Source organism: Bacillus sp. ISL-35 (assembly GCF_018613355.1).
Lineage (GTDB): Bacteria > Bacillota > Bacilli > Bacillales > Cytobacillaceae > Mesobacillus.
Genome location: NZ_JAGGQK010000009.1, coordinates 61027 through 74515 on the forward strand (window position 1 = coordinate 61027; position 13489 = coordinate 74515).

A 13489-nucleotide genomic window follows, 5' to 3' on the forward strand; every position below is an offset into this window, starting at 1 on the left:
AGAATGATTATTAATGTTTAAATCTAACAACTTTACTAACATGGAACAGGTATCACTTGCTAAGGAAATTGCAATTATCGGAGTACAAGCAACACCATTAACTTCTATGTTAATGGCAAAAGGAAATATCGAAAAGGCACTTTCTACTGTATACACGTGGAGGGAAAAAACTCTTGACCATACAGATGATTTGTCTGCGGTTGAGGGTTCTGATGAAATTCAATTCTTTGAAACAGCAAGAGCAGAATTGAATAACATTCTTGAAATTTTCAAGAAAGGTGCAAGTGTTTCTGGAACAGCACTTGCTATGCAAACTAGTCAATTTACACAAGAGGTTAATGATCGTTTGCTTGAACTGAAAATTAACATGGAAAAGAAATTTATTAACGGTCTAAAGGCAGATGGTTCTGTCACTCCATTCAAGCGTCAATTGTCAGGTCTAATTGAAATGGCAGACCCTTCAAATGCTGTACCTGCTACTGGTGCTGTGACAGAGGAAACAGTTAAGGAAGTTATGCGTAAACTTTGGAACCAAGACCTTGCAGAAGGTAACTACTATGCTTTTGTTGGTGCAGACATTAAAGAACAAATTGACGCAATCTATAAAGACCGTTACTCTTACCAACACAAAACAACTTCATTCGGTCTATTGGTTGATGAAATTGCTACAAATTATGGTAATGTTCAATTCGTTCTAAGTAAGCATGTTCCAGCAGATAAGATGGTTGTATTTAACGACAACTATGTTGACCTTGTTTACCTTCGTGAGCCACACTTTGAGCCACTTGCAAAAACAGGTGATTCTGTAAAAGGACAAGTAATTGCAGAAGCAACTCTTAAAGCAGGTTCTAAGAAGGGTATTGCAGTAGTAACTGTTGCTTAATAACTAAATACATATTAGGAACGTTCCTTCTAAATGAAGGAGCGTTCTTTTATTTAATCAGGGAGAAAAGAGGATGAATATAAAGGATGAGTATTTTCTAAAACGTAGACAAAAGAAAATAACACATAACGAATTAGCAGTTTATTTAAATTGCAGTCAATCATTAATTTCTAGATATGAAACTGGCAATTGTGGAATGTCCAAAGAAAAGATTCAAAGATATAGAGAATACATAGACAGAAAATAATTCAAACAATTAATCAGAAGGTGGAGGTGAAGAAGTGACAAGAGGTTTTACAAAAGATTCGTCATAACCACATCCTTCTTTTAATCATAATTGAGTGTACGTAAACTCAAAATTTATTTATGAGGATTAAAAGGAGGATGTCAAATACGACTACATTGTCGGGTTTGATGGTTATTGACGACTAACAATTGTTGTCATGAGGGCTTTACCATTTGAAGGATAGTGGGAGAATTTTCTCTTTCACTGAAGTATGAAGCAAGAATTGAAAAGCAAATTTGATAGTTTAGATTTTGTAGTTGATCCAAATAAGGATAAATTTGAAAGTTGTCTAGGTGACGATAACGATTCACTAATTGGAGCTTCCTTGTATTCACATGTTTCAGGAGTGGAGATTGGAGGATTTTACAACTTCAAGAATCTTTACTATTCAGATGATAGGGATTTAGGTAAGAAATTTGTTGGTATTGATATGTCATTGATTCAAGAAGGTTTCCGGTGCTTTGATAATCACGTAAATTTATCCAACGCTGCCGAAATTGGCAATAGTCAAATGGCAAATATAAATACTTTCAATGGAATTAATCTTAGTACCTATAATCAAAAATATGCTGGCAGTACAGTATTACAAATGTATGCCTACTATATGGAAGGTAAACAGCCCCCTACAATTGAAGGAGGGCTTATTTTAGCATGTATTGATGTTGCTTTTAAAGGACATTATTCAAATCAATACAAGGCAATACATAACCAATACCTTGAAGATTTAGGTTTGACTTGGATGATTGACCTATTAGACAAATACTCAATAAATGAAATGTATGACTTCATGAGAAAAATAGGTCTTGATTCTAAAATTGAGATCAATAAGCAAGGTTATATTGTCAATGAAAGACCGTGGAAAAAGAGTGCAGTTACTGGTAAATGGTTTCGTGATGGGAATTTACTTGATATTCCATTCATTGAAAAGAATTTAGGTTTTCCTATTATTATTCCACAAGGTCAATTTAAATTGGCAAGAGAATTACATAGGCAGTCAAAAGAATTACATGAAATCAATCTTAATACACTTGATAAGAAAAATATCTTATCACTTGCTTATACATATCGAAATAAAGTTGAACTAACTACATTAGAAAAATTGGCTTAAAGAGGAGCAAAAAAATGTTCCTCTTTTTTCTTTTTTTCGTTGACGGAACTATCACAACTTCATATATTTCCCAAGGGAGGATAAAATCATGAAATATTTTTTCTGCTACAACAAATCAGTATCAGATTTTCTGCAGAATAAGGGGATTAAATTTATCACAGTTGCACAGGATTTGAAAACAAAAAAAGTTTTCTCCTTATATCCAATAGATGAAACGTTGCAAAAGGCACTAGACGAATACAAAGCAAGATAAGAAACTCTATAAAAATTCTAATAAAAATTCGGAGGTAACAATATGAAATACGAAGAAATTGAAAGAACTGTTGCATTTTACGAGAAAGAAATCATTCACATGCCAAATGAGTTGTTTGACGAATTAAGGTCAAATATTAATAATTCTCAACAACTGGCATTTGCCTATTCTTATCTATATTTAACAACTTACTTATACAGACATTGCAAATACTACAATGTTGGAGGGTTAGATAATGATAAGATTAAAGAAATTTTGGGTTACAGTAGCAATACAAGGAGTATCAATCCATTAATTAAAAAGGGTGGATTACTAGATCAATTGCAAATGACTTCAACTGTAAAGGATTTTCCTTTAAGTTGGACTTATGATTCACTTACAAAAAATTTAGAGTTTATGATGTTTAGTGAATTAGATGGAGAAGATGATGAAGAAACTATCCAAAATGTCAAAAAAAGTTTAGGAAGAAAATACTCTATTAAATTACCTGTAAGAGCATTTTACCGCTATCCACATATTGAAGAATGTAAAGAAGCATATGAGGATGGGGATGAAGATGGTACATTCTTTGAGGTAGAGAATACTCATCAGATTCCTTTTGAAGTATTTATGTTCTGCATGGCTAATGACAAGATTGGAACAATTGGATTCTATATTTACAGCTACATAAAGATGATGAACAATTTTTACAAGGGCGGTTATGATTGCCCAGTTGAGAAACTAGCAAAAGAAACAGGAATTGCTACAAGGACATTAACAAATTATTTAGATGAATTGAAAAAATATAATATGATTCAATGTCTAGTTAATCAGAAACACTTTGTTCTTGGACTACCTGATGAAGAAAGAAAAGCAAATACATACATAGTTAATGAATTTGATTCATTTAGTGACATACCACAAGCATATGAAAAAATTAAAATAAAAACTAGAGCAGAATATTACGCTGAACAACGAGAGAAATATAAACATCTATGGGGAAAAGAATGTGATATTCCATTAGAGGATTTACCATATTAATATCAAATTTTGAATATGTGCTTTATTGCTATATATATAATATAGGCGAAAATTGCCTATGAGATATATTTGAAATTGATACTTAGAATTAATTTCAACTTAAATTTATTATTAATAATTTTCAAATTTAAATTCAAAGTTAATCAATCCTTATATTCTAATTATAGCAAATAAGCACATATTCGATTTTCTATTTGGAAGGTGATTTTCATCTTCCTTTTTGTATTCAAAAATTTAATCAAACCGGAGGAATCTATTATGAAATTATTCGCTAACTTATTCAAAACTAAGAATCAAAAAGTTAAAGAAGCATGTCAGGATATTCATGTAATTATCGAGGGTTCACAAAGTCATATTGCAGATATGCAGGAGAATATTCAGTCATTGCAAGATGGAGTTAAAGCAATGCAAATCAATGTTGAAGAATATCTGCGACTGTGTGAAGAAAATATAAAAATTTATGATGAAATGTTATCTTACCTTCATGAAAAAGATGGTGTAAGTGAATGAATATCTATGAAGCATTAAAGCAAACCGAGAATAAAAAGAGAATGTATTTTGAATGGAAGCATGATATTCGATTTGTTCAAGGTGTACCCAAGAAATCAGAAGAAGATTTTCTGAAAACTGTTGGATTAAAAACTCTTAATGGTTTTATCAAGTGGGAAAAGAGCCAAGAGTATAAGAATTTAGTTTTACTATTGCTGGATAGTAAAGTAGCAAATGATTATGACATAATCTATAAAAATATAGTTGATAAAGCAAAAGACGGTGACGAAAAATTTATCCGTCTATTTTTGTCCATTCAGAAGGATATACAATCAAACGCTAAATTGGCAGCGAAAACTTTTAAGGCGGTTGAAGAAGATTTAGAAGAAGATGACGAATTAGATTTGAGTTAAGGGGTGTACCAACTTGGGCACTCCTTTTCTATGGGAATTGGAGGTGAGTAGATGGCAGTTAAATCGAAGCAAAGTAAAGCATTGCAAAAGGTAATGTCTGATTTTCGACTATTTAGTAAGAATTTCATTAAGATAATTGATAATAACGGTGAAAGTGTACCTTTTATATTGAATCCTGAACAGGAACAGTTTACTGATGAAATGGTTAAATTTAATATCATTTTGAAGGGGAGACAGATTGGTTTTACTACATGGAGTTTGGCTTATATGTTGTATTCCGCATGTACTAAACCTGATACTTCCTATCTGATGATGACACACCACAACAAGGTAACACAGTCATTATTAAGGCGAATAAATAAAATGTATAACTCCCTTCCTCATGACAAGTATCCTAATTTGTTTCCTAAAAAAATTATCAGTAACCGAGATGAAATTTACTTTGAAAATGGATCAAGGGTACAGATGGCAACAGCAGGTGGAGAGGATTCTATTTCAGGGAATACATTTGAATTAATCCATTTATCTGAAATGGCAAAGTATCCTAATGAAGCCCAGGAGGAAATCATAGCAACTTCAATTCCTGCATTGGCTAAGAATCCGAACAGTAAGATTATCATTGAAAGTACCGCAATGGGATTTAATACATATCAAGAGATGTTCATGAAAGCATTTAGAGGTAAGGAAAGTGTATGGAAAGCGTTCTTTTTCTCATGGCTTGCAGAAGCGTATAGTAAGCAATTTAAGCATAGTTTCAACGAAGCAGAGGAATGGTTCAGGTTATATAATAAAGGTGCGAGAATGTCTTATAATCACTTAGAGCGGGATGAAAAAGAGTTACATGAGAAGTATAATGCCACATTCAGACAGTTGATGTTTAGGCGGTATTACATAGAAACAAACTCTTTGGAAAAGTTTCAGCGTGAATTTCCTACAACTCCCGATGAAGCATTCCAGACCTCCAATGTGGCTGTATTTGATACAAAGAAGATAATTGAACGGTTACAGAATGTCATTGATCCACTTTCTTATTCTGATGTAGAGGAAACTTTACCTGAATCATTAAAACCATACATAAACAAGAATCTATTCATTTTCCATTTGCCAAAGAGAGGAATAAAACACTATGCAGGTGTTGACGTTGCTTCTGGTACTGGTGGACATAACGATAATAGTACAATGGCTGTATTTAATTCAGACGGTCAGCAAATGGCTTCACTATATGCAAATGATATTCCTGTCTATAAATTCGCAGAGATTGTGAATGATGTAGGCAGGTTTTTTAATTATGCCTTTATTGCTGTGGAGAGGAATAGTTACGGTTTGCCATTGTTGGAGAAGTTAAGGAAAGAATACGGTTATATGAATCTGTTGAAACAGAAAGTTTTCGATCAAAAGGGAAAGAAAAAATTGCAACTTGGCTATATGACAACCAATACCACAAAGCCAATACTCATTAATGATATGAAAGAGAATTTTGAGTTAGGTCTTATTAATATCGAATGTGTAGACACTTTGGAAGAAATGAAGATTTATCAAGATAATAATGGGAAGATGGGCAACAAGAAAGGTAATAACCTACATGATGACTTAGTTATTGCGGTTGCAATGGCTTGTCAGGCAATGAAACAAAGTAAATATTATGTAGATATTTAGGGGTTTGGTGCATCATGTACTAGACCTCTTTTATTTTATTTGAAGGGGTTGAGAGAATGAATATACTACAAAAGTACATTCGTGAAAAATATGATGGTGCTTCTGATTGGTTTGTTGAAGTAGTAGGTGAAGTTTATCATCAGCAACGTGTCATGGAGATTATGAATAAAAAGGAATATTTGAACGGTAATCATAAGATATTGCAAAGAGCCAGTTATAAATATAATGGCAAAGAGTTTACTCCAAGAAAGATTGTCTTACAGTATGCTAAAACTCTATTAAATTTCCAAAAGGCATATCTTCTGCAGAATCCTATCACTTTAACAGGTAATGAAAAGGCGGTAAAGGAATATCAAAAGGTGAATCGTAAGGGGAAATATGACCGTCTTAATCTAAAGGTACTGGATAAGGTTCTGAAATATGGACAGGTGGCTGAATATGTTTATTTAGATAAGAATGTCATTAAATCTAAGTTGATTGATTCTAGTGAAGGTTATCCAGTATATGACCATGAGAACAATCTAATTGCCTTTGTTCAAGCGTATGTGAATGACGCTATTACTTATTACATTGTCTATGAGGAAGAAACAGTTAGTACATATAGTAATGCAGGTGGTGAGGGAGTTAATCTTATTGAAAGGTATGCTAATCTAAGCGGATTGCCTATTGTCTATCATAATGAGAATGAGTTATCAGAGTTAGAAGGTAGAAGTGAATTAGATGATTGGGTACAGATACTTGATAGCATGGAGGACTTAATCAGTAAGTATACTGATAGTTTCTATAAGTTTATTGATCCAATCTTTATAACACAAGGGCAGACATTGAAAGGTGAAGCATTACCAAGTGAAGTAGTAGGTAAAGGTATTAACCTAGATGATGGAGCAGACGCAAAGTTTGTATCTAATCAATTGGATTATCAATCATTTGGAACGATTTATAAAACCTTGCTGCAATCTTTATTAGATGTGTCACAAACTCCTGCTGTAAGTTTGAATAAGACGGATATTAGCAACTTGTCAGAGGTTAGTATCAAGTTATTGTTCCAATTGGCAAACATTAAAGCAGGAATGAATGAACAGTTTATGCGTGAGGGATTGGAACAGAGGAATGAGAAGGTAAGGAAGTTATTAGAATACAGAGGGATCAAGTTTTCAGATGATGAATTTGAAAGTTTAGATATGGTGTTCCAGTATGCAACTCCAAGCAATGACAAAGAGATTATTGAGAATCTTAAAGAGTTGAGGGAAATGGGAGCCATAAGTTTAGAAAGTATTTTAGGTCATAGTCCTTATACAACTGATGTTCAAATGGAACTAGGTAAGATTGTGAGTGAGGGGAATGTTAAGGATAATAGTAAGGAGAAGGATGAGGAAGATTAAGGGGATTAATTCTTAGTTAAGTAGTAGGGATTAGATAATAACAAATATAAGCGTGGCAAGTGTTTGTAATATAGGGTAATATATCACCTGTCACGCACATGTTATTATATATCTGCTTGACTAATAGGCAGTATTATGGGTAAAATTATTGTAAACTAGATGAATTTTTAAAAACCTAACTGAATCCAGTAGTATCAAGTGTTCATGGCAGGTATAGGATTACTTCCTAGAACATGTATTATGTAAACTAGGGCATAACAGATATTATCCCCCCACTATTTTAGGGTATTTTAGAGGGTATTTGAGCCATATTCGATACCCCTAACTGGAAAATATTGCCCCTAGCATATCATTTTACACACCCAAGAAAAAATATTGAAATTTACAGCAAATTAACCGTTTTAATCTTTACCCTTACAATCGTATTACCTTACCAATCAAACGTTAATATCGAATAAATAAACAGTAATAAATCAATTCTAGCATGGTTCTAAACCGTGCTTTTTATTTTGTCGAACGAATTGTATAGAATTGTTAAAAAATTAGATATACACCTTCCTAATTAATGGTAAAGTTTAACTATAAACTAGGGAGGTGTATTATTTTGGATTCAGCAAAAAAGAAATTTATCATTTTTATTTCTGTTCCTATTGCGTTAATCTTGGCGGCATGGATTTATGATTCATTAGTTAGTCCCAATCTTTTTGATGATGAGTTAGTTTTACAGTTGGATGAAAAGTTAAAATCAGATAAAGATTTAAGCAAATATTTTAGTAACTTTTCTTTGAGTAAACAAGATGATCCTCCAACAACCTACAAAGAATATAAGGTTTACTCCTATGATGTTTTGACAAATGGAAATGAGAAGTTTATGAAATTGTCCGATAAACAAAAACGGAATGAATTAGGGAAAGTAGCCGAAGCAATTAAAACTATTACCGAAGATTCTTTGATTAAATGCGGTGAAGAAACATTTTGTAGCATATCGGAAATTTTGGTATTTGATTTGAATGGTAAAACTGGAGAATCTGATTCATTTTCCATTACTTATGACTATTATAAATCACCAACCGAATATGAAATGGAAGTTTCATATTATGATGAGAACAGTAAATTTCAAACAAGAACAGTGAGTGCAAATGAATCAAATGTATTGTCTACCTATAAGGAGAACAACAAGCAACCTGATTTAGAGATTGTGGAAAAGTCAGGCAATATTGATGGTAAATATATTTATGTTACTGGTGCATTAAAAAATAATAGTGATAAAACTTATTCATTTATTGAGGTTAAGGTTACATATATGGATGATAACGGAAAAATCCTTGACACTGATACAACTTATGTAAATAGTAGTGACGCTCTTTTACCAAATGAACGTAAAAGTTTTAAACTAATGACTGAAATGATTGGCGGAGTTTATTCAAAATATAGAATTGAAGTTTATGATTATAATGTAGGGTATTAAAGGAAATTCCTTCCTAATGTCGAATTAAGTAGATAGAAGGGAGGTGTGAAAATGAGTGATGAAGTAAAAGTATTATTAACAATAGAAGATAATGATGATTGGATTCAAGAAACAAAGAATATACCCCATCATGAGGTATTGTTAATGCTTCAATCAGATGAAGTTTTTTTCCCTGATTACTTTGATATTAAAGAAGAGAAATATAAACCATACGTAATAAAAGAGTCAAAGTTTTATTTTAGTAAACACCAAGAAGAAAAAGAGTTCCAGATTGAATTTATATACAAAAAGTAATTTGTTTACACTCTCATTCAATTGAGGGTGTTTTTATATTGTACAGAAAGGAATTGATAAAATGAATAACCTTCAACGCTTAGAATTAGAAACTAAAGGTATTCAACTTGAACAGGATGAATTAACCATTTACCTGCAAGAAAATGAACTACAGCCATTTGTCGAATATGACGCACAATCAGCCACTAATAAGAAAAATATATACCGTGCTGCCTTGTCTGTCCTTGAATCAATTGCCAATAATCCAAGTGGCATGAAGTCGTATAAATTGGATGATATGACTGTATCTGACTTCCATGAGAATTTAATGAATCGGATAGATCAACTAGAACGGAAAATTAGGACACTGAAAACAGATGACCAATTGCAGAATGAATCCAATTTCTTCATGTTGTTTGGAGATTAAGAAAGGAGTGATTACATATGTTCAGTCCTAATACTGCAGATTTAGATTATTTGTTTGATTCTACAAGTCAAACAGTTACAGTTAATGACACTGAAAGAAAAGCCATTATTACGAATCCATCAATAAGTGAATTTGACCAAAAGTACATACATAGTATTGAACAGGTTATACAAGGCGATATGATAGCATTAGAAGGTGAGAGGTACTTAGTCATTACTGAATCCATTAGTAAGCGTGGTGGAAAGTATAAAGCCCTTATGCGTCATTGTAATATTGAGATTGAACGACAAGGGGAAGAAGTATGTGAAACTGTTGGTTATAATGACTTTGGAGACCCGATAGTTGAGTGTACTGTTGGTGATCCAATATTTATATCTGCCATTGTGGACAATAAATCATTCTCAATTGATAATTCTTCTGCAATAAGAGTGCCAGATAATCAAATTATTGTAGTTGTTCAGGATAATCAAGTGAATAGGGATAAGTTAAAGGTTAATGATACTTTTAATTTTGAGGGTAATTATAAGGTATTGAATAGGGATTTTACTAAAAAGGGATTAATGATTTTAACTTGTGAAATGGGTGTCTAATTTCCTGTTAATTAGAAAGATTAACCTAATTATTTCCTTTTGAGTAGACAATAGGTAAAAATGATGGTATATTTTCCTTAGCAGTAAAAGTGGAAAAAGGGTAGTGAAAAACCCTTTATTTATAAGGTTTAGGTGGTTTTATTTAGAAACCATCCCAGAAGAAAATCAATCAAATGATGTCAGCAATGAACAAGCAGACAGGAAAATAATAAAGACGGACAAGCACTCATCTTATGGATGGGTGCTTTTCTCATTTATTTAGTTTTTGGTGTGGGTCAGCAGCTGAAATATCTAAGAAGTCGGGTTTAATAGACATTTTGGACTGTGCCAGGAGCTGAAATGTCTAAGAAACCGGGTTTAATGGACATTTTGGGCTGTGTCAGATGTTGAAATGTCTAAGAAACCGGGTTTAATGGACATTTTTGATTGGCCCAGAAGAGAAAATGTCTAAGAAATAGGGTTTAAAGGACATTTTGGGCTGTGTCAGATGCTGAAATGTCTAAGAAACCGGGTTTAATGGACATTTTGAAGTGGCTCAGAAGCCGAAATGTCTAAGATACTCCCTTAATGGCCTTTTAGAAGGATAAAGTGTCATCTTGAATTGGCTAATCCAGCTAGATCAACAAAAATAACGCCAAAAACGACGTTATTTTTGTTTGTCTCCGGGTTTCTTTTTAGCTCCTTGCTGAAAAATTGAATCAAAAAATTCATCTGCTGTTTCTAATGTTCCGCCATGCATTTGTCCATCTGCGCCTCGTTTGTTTTTATCACCATTCACAGGGTTATGGATTCTGGCCATATAAAAAGCACCTCCTATCATTAGATTTTGTCATTGCTGATCAATTTAAACGGCAAAAGTAAAACTATGGCAGGAAAGGTTATGACTGATAAAGAATATGTGTCCCTAACAAACATAAAAAAAAGGGGACAAGTATGTATCAGTATATTAATGGATTGGTGATCCGCGAAGGAACAAATGGGCTTCCTGCGGGTCAGGTAGAGAAGTTATTCCAAGACGCCGGATGGTCAAGGAATACACCTGAATGGCAAAAGGAGAAGTTTTCATTGATATTTAAAAATTCTACCTGGGCTTTTACGGTATGGGACCAAAATGAAATGGTTGGTATGGTCAGAGTCATTTCTGATCAAATTATGGCTGCGAATATTATGGACCTGGCAGTGCTATCTGAGTACAGAGGGAAAGGCATCGGTAAGAAGCTGGTGCAATTATGTGTTCAGAAATTGCCTCATGGAGACTGGTTCGCCCATACTTCAGCGAACAACTTCAATTTTTATGAAAAATGCGGGTTCGAAGTGAAAGATCTTAGCCATAACGGGACTTGTGCGTATTATGGATATATTCAGGCGAGAAAAGACGGGCATAGATAGGAGAAACGAATGGTTATGAATCCAAAAGAATTTGAAGCTGTAATACGGCAGCCCGCAAAGATTAGATACGAATACTTTATTAAAAAAGCCGCAGATTATGAAGAGGTTTGGGGCCTATATCATGATGGATGGGCAACTGCTAAGGATGATATGGAAAGGATATTGCTACCATTATTTCCTAATGAAACATTCGCTGAAGCCTTTGCAAAGAGGGAATGGGAAGCGTGCAACCCAAAAAGGATTGAGCTTGAGGATTTCCTTGAAAAATGGATACCTGGGATGAAGTCTGACGGAATCAAGCCTTCAATTTTTCCTACAGACATAGATTCTGTAGTGGTGGAAGTCGACGTCTTACATCAGTCTTTGCTGGCTGAACTTGAAAATTATTGAGTCATTTGACATTTCTAGTATACCCTTTGTGGTATAATCGGAATATCAATTAACAGAAAGAGAGAGCTGTATAAATGGCAAAACAAAATGAAGCAGCAGCGGCGGAGAGTCAGCCGGAGTGGCTGCAAGCTTATGTGGAATCAACCGAAAAGCAAAGGGCATTATATAAAAGGACATTAATCATTGTTGTCCTTTCACAGATTTTTGGAGGTGCCGGACTCGCTGCCGGGATTACGGTAGGAGCATTGCTCGCAAAGGATATGCTGGGCACTGACACTGTGGCCGGACTCCCGACCGCTCTTTTCACCTTAGGATCGGCTGGTGCAGCCCTCGTAGTTGGAAGGCTTTCCCAGCGGTATGGACGGCGTGCCGGCCTGGCCTCTGGATTTTTGACGGGTGGAATTGGCGCAATTGGAGTCATAATCGCTGCTGTTACTAATAATATATATCTGCTGTTCGCAGCTCTGTTGGTTTATGGTGCGGGAAGTGCGACCAATTTGCAGGCTAGGTATGCCGGCACCGATTTGGCCAGTGCTAAACAGCGTGCAACAGCTGTCAGCATTGCGATGGTCTCGACAACGTTTGGTGCTGTGGCCGGGCCGAACCTTGTTGATGTAATGGGGAAATTCGCACTATCGGTTGGAGTTCCGGCTTTATCCGGACCATTCATTTTGGCTGCTGCAGCATATATTGTTGCAGGTTTGGTCCTGTTATTTTTCCTTCGTCCCGACCCATTTGTTGTTGCGCGTGCAATAGCCTTGGCAGAACGGAATGCCAGAGTCAACAGCCGAGAGTTTATCGAGGAAGAAGAAGCAACGGATAAACGGGGTATTGCCGTGGCTGCGCTGATCATGGTGCTGACTCAAATGGTGATGGTCGCGATCATGACCATGACTCCAGTACATATGGGAAGGCATGGTCATGGTTTGAGTGCTGTCGGGATGGTCATCGGCTTCCACATTGGAGCAATGTATCTTCCATCTCTACTGACAGGTGTGCTTGTGGATAAAATCGGGCGCGCGGCAATGGCTGTTGCCTCAGGAGTTACATTGCTCGCTGCAGGAATTATGGCTGCAGTTGCCCCGGGTGAGTCCATGCTCTGGATTACCCTGGCCCTCATCTTGCTGGGGCTGGGCTGGAACTTCGGGCTGATCAGCGGTACAGCATTGCTAGTCGATGCAACAAATCCAACCAACCGGGCAAAAATGCAAGGAACAATTGATGTTATGGTCGCGTTGTCAGGAGCGTCCGGTGGGATGCTATCAGGCATGGTCGTCGCTAATTCAAGCTTCGCGTTCTTATCGTTAGCAGGCGGGGTACTGTCCCTGGTGTTGATTCCATTTGTAATCTGGTCGAATAGAAAATGAGGAGTCTGGATTTTCAGGCTCTTTTTTTCACGCTTTTTAAAGGATTTAAAGACATCAGTGTTGAACATAACTGATAAAAATTCTTGAAAGTGTGA

At 35.1% G+C, this 13489-nt stretch carries 16 protein-coding genes; 15 read left to right on the top strand and 1 reads right to left on the bottom strand.

Translation table 11 applies throughout. The features are described from left to right. The first annotated feature begins 13 nt into the window (after positions 1 to 13). The 12 genes from J7E38_RS14135 to J7E38_RS14195 all read left to right on the top strand — a co-directional run bounded on the left by J7E38_RS14135 (position 14) and on the right by J7E38_RS14195 (position 10248). The gene (locus tag J7E38_RS14135) at positions 14 to 883 is read left to right on the top strand and encodes an SU10 major capsid protein (protein WP_214707043.1); all 870 of its coding nucleotides are present in this window, start codon (positions 14 to 16) and stop codon (positions 881 to 883) included. Positions 884 to 1380: 497 nt separating this feature from the next. Then, positions 1381 to 2277, top strand: a complete 897-nt coding sequence (locus tag J7E38_RS14145; RefSeq protein ID WP_214707045.1) for a hypothetical protein — start codon at positions 1381 to 1383, stop codon at positions 2275 to 2277. An 88-nt stretch (positions 2278 to 2365) separates the two neighbouring features. Next, the gene (locus tag J7E38_RS14150; protein WP_214707046.1) at positions 2366 to 2530 is read left to right on the top strand and encodes a hypothetical protein; all 165 of its coding nucleotides are present in this window, start codon (positions 2366 to 2368) and stop codon (positions 2528 to 2530) included. Positions 2531 to 2572: 42 nt separating this feature from the next. Continuing rightward, on the top strand, positions 2573 to 3550 hold the full coding sequence (locus J7E38_RS14155) for a hypothetical protein (protein WP_214707047.1): 978 nt from the start codon (positions 2573 to 2575) through the stop codon (positions 3548 to 3550). 258 nt (positions 3551 to 3808) lie between these two features. Further along, entirely contained in the window at positions 3809 to 4060 is a 252-nt protein-coding gene (locus J7E38_RS14160; protein WP_214707048.1) for a hypothetical protein, read from the top strand. Beyond that, positions 4057 to 4452 (top strand): hypothetical protein, encoded by a 396-nt coding sequence (locus J7E38_RS14165; protein WP_214707050.1) that lies wholly within the window; start codon positions 4057 to 4059, stop codon positions 4450 to 4452. The genes J7E38_RS14160 and J7E38_RS14165 overlap by 4 nt, the downstream gene beginning before the upstream one ends. 51 nt (positions 4453 to 4503) lie before the next feature. Further along, the gene (locus J7E38_RS14170) at positions 4504 to 6108 is read left to right on the top strand and encodes a terminase large subunit domain-containing protein (RefSeq protein WP_214707052.1); all 1605 of its coding nucleotides are present in this window, start codon (positions 4504 to 4506) and stop codon (positions 6106 to 6108) included. A 56-nt stretch (positions 6109 to 6164) separates the two neighbouring features. Further along, positions 6165 to 7490, top strand: coding sequence for a phage portal protein (locus J7E38_RS14175; RefSeq protein WP_214707054.1), 1326 nt, complete (start codon positions 6165 to 6167; stop codon positions 7488 to 7490). A gap of 604 nt (positions 7491 to 8094) precedes the next feature. Continuing rightward, the gene (locus tag J7E38_RS14180; protein ID WP_214707055.1) at positions 8095 to 8958 is read left to right on the top strand and encodes an FxLYD domain-containing protein; all 864 of its coding nucleotides are present in this window, start codon (positions 8095 to 8097) and stop codon (positions 8956 to 8958) included. A gap of 51 nt (positions 8959 to 9009) precedes the next feature. Beyond that, a complete protein-coding gene (locus J7E38_RS14185) occupies positions 9010 to 9252 on the top strand; it encodes a hypothetical protein (RefSeq protein ID WP_214707056.1) in 243 nt (80 codons plus the stop codon). 61 nt (positions 9253 to 9313) lie between these two features. Continuing rightward, on the top strand, positions 9314 to 9658 hold the full coding sequence (locus J7E38_RS14190; RefSeq protein ID WP_214707057.1) for a hypothetical protein: 345 nt from the start codon (positions 9314 to 9316) through the stop codon (positions 9656 to 9658). Between the two features lie 17 nt (positions 9659 to 9675). Beyond that, positions 9676 to 10248 carry a hypothetical protein gene (locus J7E38_RS14195; protein WP_214707058.1) on the top strand — a complete coding sequence of 191 codons (573 nt, stop codon included), beginning with the start codon at positions 9676 to 9678 and terminating at the stop codon, positions 10246 to 10248. A gap of 646 nt (positions 10249 to 10894) precedes the next feature. Here the strand turns inward: J7E38_RS14195 and J7E38_RS14200 are convergent. Further along, on the bottom strand, positions 10895 to 11047 hold the full coding sequence (locus J7E38_RS14200) for a hypothetical protein (protein ID WP_214707059.1): 153 nt from the start codon (positions 11045 to 11047) through the stop codon (positions 10895 to 10897). Between the two features lie 134 nt (positions 11048 to 11181). Between J7E38_RS14200 and J7E38_RS14205 the strand changes: the two genes are divergently transcribed. The 3 genes from J7E38_RS14205 to J7E38_RS14215 all read left to right on the top strand — a co-directional run bounded on the left by J7E38_RS14205 (position 11182) and on the right by J7E38_RS14215 (position 13394). After that, on the top strand, positions 11182 to 11637 hold the full coding sequence (locus J7E38_RS14205) for a GNAT family N-acetyltransferase (protein WP_214707060.1): 456 nt from the start codon (positions 11182 to 11184) through the stop codon (positions 11635 to 11637). 15 nt (positions 11638 to 11652) lie between these two features. Beyond that, the gene (locus tag J7E38_RS14210; protein ID WP_214707061.1) at positions 11653 to 12027 is read left to right on the top strand and encodes a DUF2750 domain-containing protein; all 375 of its coding nucleotides are present in this window, start codon (positions 11653 to 11655) and stop codon (positions 12025 to 12027) included. A gap of 74 nt (positions 12028 to 12101) precedes the next feature. Further along, positions 12102 to 13394, top strand: a complete 1293-nt coding sequence (locus tag J7E38_RS14215; protein ID WP_214707062.1) for an MFS transporter — start codon at positions 12102 to 12104, stop codon at positions 13392 to 13394. The last annotated feature ends 95 nt before the right edge of the window (positions 13395 to 13489 follow it).

Bases quoted from the DNA above. Each gene is read 5' to 3' on its own strand.
- J7E38_RS14200 (WP_214707059.1), bottom strand. From the start codon at position 11,047: ATGGCCAGAATCCATAACCCTGTGAATGGTGATAAAAACAAACGAGGC.
- J7E38_RS14215 (WP_214707062.1), top strand. From the start codon at position 12,102: ATGGCAAAACAAAATGAAGCAGCAGCGGCGGAGAGTCAGCCGGAGTGG.
- J7E38_RS14175 (WP_214707054.1), top strand. From the start codon at position 6,165: ATGAATATACTACAAAAGTACATTCGTGAAAAATATGATGGTGCTTCT.
- J7E38_RS14150 (WP_214707046.1), top strand. From the start codon at position 2,366: ATGAAATATTTTTTCTGCTACAACAAATCAGTATCAGATTTTCTGCAG.
- J7E38_RS14210 (WP_214707061.1), top strand. From the start codon at position 11,653: ATGAATCCAAAAGAATTTGAAGCTGTAATACGGCAGCCCGCAAAGATT.
- J7E38_RS14190 (WP_214707057.1), top strand. From the start codon at position 9,314: ATGAATAACCTTCAACGCTTAGAATTAGAAACTAAAGGTATTCAACTT.
- J7E38_RS14185 (WP_214707056.1), top strand. From the start codon at position 9,010: ATGAGTGATGAAGTAAAAGTATTATTAACAATAGAAGATAATGATGAT.
- J7E38_RS14195 (WP_214707058.1), top strand. From the start codon at position 9,676: ATGTTCAGTCCTAATACTGCAGATTTAGATTATTTGTTTGATTCTACA.
- J7E38_RS14135 (WP_214707043.1), top strand. From the start codon at position 14: ATGTTTAAATCTAACAACTTTACTAACATGGAACAGGTATCACTTGCT.
- J7E38_RS14165 (WP_214707050.1), top strand. From the start codon at position 4,057: ATGAATATCTATGAAGCATTAAAGCAAACCGAGAATAAAAAGAGAATG.
- J7E38_RS14145 (WP_214707045.1), top strand. From the start codon at position 1,381: ATGAAGCAAGAATTGAAAAGCAAATTTGATAGTTTAGATTTTGTAGTT.
- J7E38_RS14170 (WP_214707052.1), top strand. From the start codon at position 4,504: ATGGCAGTTAAATCGAAGCAAAGTAAAGCATTGCAAAAGGTAATGTCT.
- J7E38_RS14160 (WP_214707048.1), top strand. From the start codon at position 3,809: ATGAAATTATTCGCTAACTTATTCAAAACTAAGAATCAAAAAGTTAAA.
- J7E38_RS14155 (WP_214707047.1), top strand. From the start codon at position 2,573: ATGAAATACGAAGAAATTGAAAGAACTGTTGCATTTTACGAGAAAGAA.
- J7E38_RS14205 (WP_214707060.1), top strand. From the start codon at position 11,182: ATGTATCAGTATATTAATGGATTGGTGATCCGCGAAGGAACAAATGGG.